Origin of the sequence: Prevotella sp. SGI.167 (genome assembly GCF_050313615.1) — a bacterium.
Classification (GTDB): domain Bacteria; phylum Bacteroidota; class Bacteroidia; order Bacteroidales; family Bacteroidaceae; genus Prevotella.
Genome location: NZ_JBNPLT010000066.1, coordinates 1 through 4,202, shown reverse-complemented (window position 1 = coordinate 4,202; position 4,202 = coordinate 1). Strand labels below are relative to the sequence as shown.

Sequence of the window (4,202 nt, the reverse complement as noted above, 5' to 3'; positions counted from 1 at the left end):
GCAGTAAGAATCTGGCAGTTCGAGCAAAAGTTGTCAAGAACAAAGCAACGGGAACGCCTCATGAGGTGTATTGTATACAGCCCTCATTGGCTTTGGACGATTCTATCGCTCATTGTCAAGAGTGCATTCTATATACGTACACAGGCGTGGGGCTTTCGGCGTTGTATCAGCGTTGTACATTGAAAGACGATATTTCTTATTTGTTACCTACTTGATTATCAGCAGGTACATGAAAACTCAAACGTAAGCATCATTTTATTGGGTGACAAGAAAGAACCAACAAAATGAAAAACAAATCTTGTGCAACAAATTTTGCTACCCAACAACCATTTTTCCTGTTACTTTTACTTCAAGAACCATTTTTACTGGCGGAAAGAAAAAAGATGTGTTACTTGTCTATGGCTGCAACCAAAGCCAATACACAAATATAAATTCATTCATCTTAGGATATATATACTAATGGATTGGATGAACTGAACGAATTGCGGAGCGATAGCCCAACCGTGCCATGTGCAGTATTGGGTTGTCGTTCTCTTTCTTTCCGCCAGTAAGAACTCTTGTATGATTTCTGTTACTTTCCACTTGTAATCGCTTGTTTCAAGTCGTTCTTGGTTCTTTTATCCTTACAACTCAACTTTTCTAATTGTTACTCCGTTACATGTATCTTCATCACCATTTCTGGGCTTTGATAAATTTGGTTGCAAAGGTAATGTCTGTACCCATATTCCTTGCAAGGTCAGTGCCTATGGTCTCTTGCTAAAATCTCCACCTTGCAGGTCGTATTTGAGCAGAGAACCTTGCAGGAAAAGCACAGACACCTTTTGAGGCAACAAAATTTTAATCAATCCCGAAATTGCAGATGCAAAATTAGGGAAAAAAAATGAAGACTTATGGCAAACATTTGTGACACTCAGTACAAGGTGATGGGCGAACGCAAGGCGGTAGCCGACCTTTGGAACACGCTCCAAACAATGGAGGTGAACACCAAGAACGTATATCTCTACAAGTTGGCGGAACACTATGGCATCGACTATGAGAAGATGGACATATCGGTAAGAGGATATATCTATTGGGCAGAGTTTGAGGCAGACGAGAACATCTGCTTGTTGTCCTTTGACACCGAAAGTGCTTGGTCTGCCTGTGAGGAGTTCTTTGATGAACTGAACAATGTTCTTGGTGGAGAACTTTCCATCAGTTATCGTGAGATAGAATGTGGATGCGACATTTTCTATGTCCACGACGAGCAAGGCTTCTTCCCAGAGGAATGCTGTGTGAGTTCTTCGGGTGAGCCATTCGAGGAAGCTTGGGAAAACGTCTTTGACACTTGCCAAGATGCGATTACCAATTGGTGTGAGAAGATGGGTATCTCGCAAGGTGACAGAACCGATGATGAAATGGTGGATTTTATCAACGGCTATGAGTATGAGAACGTGGACACCTATTATTATATAAACAAGTTCACGTTTGACTGATGGAAAGATTTGAGACGATAGAGAAAATCCCCACTTGGGCATTATGCTATATCATCAATGGCGACCCTACGGGATTGAGTGATGAAGACATCAAGATTGTTGATGGCTTCATGCAGAAATGGCAAGTGGAGATTGTTTCTCCACTCAGCCAAGACGGAAACGCATCATTCTCACATTATCCTGCCTTTGGACTACCTGCCGAGGTTGAGGAGTGCAAGGTGATTTATCATTCGGAGAACCCATAAACTTTATAGAGCTATGTTTGAATACGAAGAATTGACCGACATTATCGGTTGCAGTTGCACACTACTGATACCCTACAGAGGACGCACAGAAGGGTTCGTGGTTGCAGACTATGGTGAGGACATCGTGGTGAAATTGCGTAATGGCAAGGAAATTGTAGAAAGACGTGATGACGTTCTTGTCTATGACTGACGAAAAGGATGCTTGGTGAAGGTTATACTCGCCAGGCATCTTTTTTCTTTCCGCCAGTAAAAGCCCTTTTGTATGTAATGGCAAACTCCCTTCATCGTTTGACGATACACTTTTATATGGCTATGCTTTGATGGTTGTATTCGCCAAATGGCGACCTGCCTCTTTGTATGAGATAAAATCTGCGACTACGCCTTTCTTGGAGCTTTTCGTACAATGAAGCCTTTTGTCTGAGGATGGATCTTGTTTGCAGCATTGCGATTGTAGTTGGTTGCTCATGCTTACCTTCCTCTACAAATAGGAGTAGCCTTCGGAGCAGGTTCTCCTTCTGCTTGTCTTTGTCAATATGCTCATGCGACCACCCTCCATGCGGAAAAGAGTATTGCCTGTTGGTTTACCATTGTTTATGACGGCACACGCCATGGAAACGTGTTTTGCATTGGTGATGGTTGCTGCAAATGATTGAGCCATACGATGCTGTTACGGTGTTCTTGCGTCCTTTTCTGAATTACCGATTTTTTGAAGCCACTATTTTTCCTATGCAAAGGTAGCGTGATGCTTCGACAGATGGAATCCGTCTTGTGCGGTCGCTTCGCTGTGACCAATAAAATAGCCGATAATCTTCCTTTTTCTCCTCACCGCCAACAGAAAACGAGTATTATAGTCGATTTTCATGGTGCTGCCCTCATGTGCCACATCCCTGCTTTTGAATTGCATGTAAAAATTAAGTTTCACTTCAAAAAGTAATTCAATATGAAAAAGATCGAGAACACTTTCGTAGTAACAGGATTCGTAGGCAACAACGCAGAAATCCGTCAGTTCACCAACGCTTCTGTAGCACGTTTCTCATTGGCAGTCAGCCGTCAGGAGAAGAATGGTGAGGAAACCAACAGAGTATCAGCTTTCATGAACATGGAGGCATGGCGCAAGAACGAGCATGTTGACTCTTTCGACAAGCTGCAGAAGGGAACCATGCTCACCGTCGAGGGCTACTTCAAACCAGATGAGTGGGTTGATCAGCAAGGCACCAAGCATAACCGCATCGTCTTCATCGCAAACAAGTTCTATCCTACACCAGACAAGGAGGAAACTCCAGCGGCTGAGCCTGAAAAGCCTACCAAGAAAGGCAAGAAATAGGATTTCTTCATTCTCTCCAATAAACAAAGCGGCTTCGGTCGCTTTTGTTTTGCTCATACAACCATGTTTACTTTTATAGCCACTATTAGCAAGTTTACTCTTATAACCGCATGCGTACTGCTATTATAAGCGTCAAGCCGTCTTCCCTTTTTATTACTTTGTCCCACCCATCTGCGAAACCGCACCAACAGTTCGTCAAAGCGACATTCTTTATTTATCGGGAGTAAAATCCCGAAAGATGAAGAATGACCATTTGCCGAAGGACAAGCACGAACAGAATGGCATTGGCTAACGGCATCCGTGACGCAACCGTCACTTACATGCTGTCTACCAATGCCACCCCTTTCGTTAAGTTGCTTGTCTGGCTGTTGCGCAGTTTCACTCCCATATTGTACGGAATAAGTATTAATAGTTAACACCTTTGGTGAAATGTCTTGTTGAATTTAGTTCAGATACTTCAGAATCTCATATGATTCATTGGACTTGAATTATGGAAAACGATTCCTAAAAGAGTTCGTGAAAGCGAGTCAATAAATTTATAAACTGAGTTCCCAAACACGCAAACAAACAATGGGCAATTTGTTTAAACTCATTGGAGTACTGTCCAGTCTTACATTTTACGCAGTGGACTGCATATTTTTACGCACAGCAATGATGATAGTTTGTTATCTGTTTCATGATGCCATTCTGAGGTTGGCAAAATATTCATAGAGATATGGCAGATTCGTTTCGGTTAATTGGCAAGGATTTGGACAGCAATACCTGCATCTGGTTAAATGTCGTATTTCTGAATTTACCTCAGATGCTTTATATTTTCCATCTGTTCCTATTTTAATGAGAGATGTGATTCATTGTCTTCGGGGGATAGATTTTTGTCCCTCGCATCCTTTTCGGGGGACAATTTGGGAATAAAATTACGAAAAAAATATAAAAACAGACAGAAAGTATGGAGAAAAAGAGAAAATACAAATTCTCATAAAATCATTGATTTTTCGCATTTTACGGATTTGTATTTTCTCTTTTTATGCTTTTCTTTAGGTCACTTGCCGATGCAGAATGTTTATTTCCCCACGCAGAATGTAAAATCTGTAAATATAAGTGGCTGATAATCAGCACAAACACCTTTGTTTTAGGGTGTCTAAAGTGACTCCGAGGGACGGT

Annotated in this window: 6 protein-coding genes; 5 read left to right on the top strand and 1 reads right to left on the bottom strand. The window is 41.8% G+C overall.

Going from position 1 to position 4,202, the window contains the following annotated elements; translation table 11 throughout:
* The 4 genes from ACQRBJ_RS15695 to ACQRBJ_RS15680 all read left to right on the top strand — a co-directional run.
* On the top strand, positions 1–215 hold a 215-nt coding region (locus tag ACQRBJ_RS15695; protein WP_445304188.1), incomplete at its 5' end, for a hypothetical protein.
* A gap of 675 nt (positions 216–890) precedes the next feature.
* Positions 891–1,472, top strand: coding sequence for a hypothetical protein (locus ACQRBJ_RS15690; RefSeq protein WP_445304187.1), 582 nt, complete (start codon positions 891–893; stop codon positions 1,470–1,472).
* Entirely contained in the window at positions 1,472–1,717 is a 246-nt protein-coding gene (locus ACQRBJ_RS15685; protein WP_445304186.1) for a DUF6926 domain-containing protein, read from the top strand. Before ACQRBJ_RS15690 ends, ACQRBJ_RS15685 begins: the two co-directional genes overlap by 1 nt.
* A gap of 13 nt (positions 1,718–1,730) precedes the next feature.
* The gene (locus ACQRBJ_RS15680) at positions 1,731–1,907 is read left to right on the top strand and encodes a hypothetical protein (protein WP_010537206.1); all 177 of its coding nucleotides are present in this window, start codon (positions 1,731–1,733) and stop codon (positions 1,905–1,907) included.
* A 288-nt stretch (positions 1,908–2,195) separates the two neighbouring features.
* Here ACQRBJ_RS15680 and ACQRBJ_RS15675 read toward each other — a convergent pair whose 3' ends face one another.
* Entirely contained in the window at positions 2,196–2,375 is a 180-nt protein-coding gene (locus ACQRBJ_RS15675; RefSeq protein ID WP_022327464.1) for a hypothetical protein, read from the bottom strand.
* A gap of 282 nt (positions 2,376–2,657) precedes the next feature.
* Between ACQRBJ_RS15675 and ACQRBJ_RS15670 the strand changes: the two genes are divergently transcribed.
* A complete protein-coding gene (locus ACQRBJ_RS15670; RefSeq protein WP_010537205.1) occupies positions 2,658–3,041 on the top strand; it encodes a single-stranded DNA-binding protein in 384 nt (127 codons plus the stop codon).
* Positions 3,042–4,202 lie beyond the last annotated feature (1,161 nt).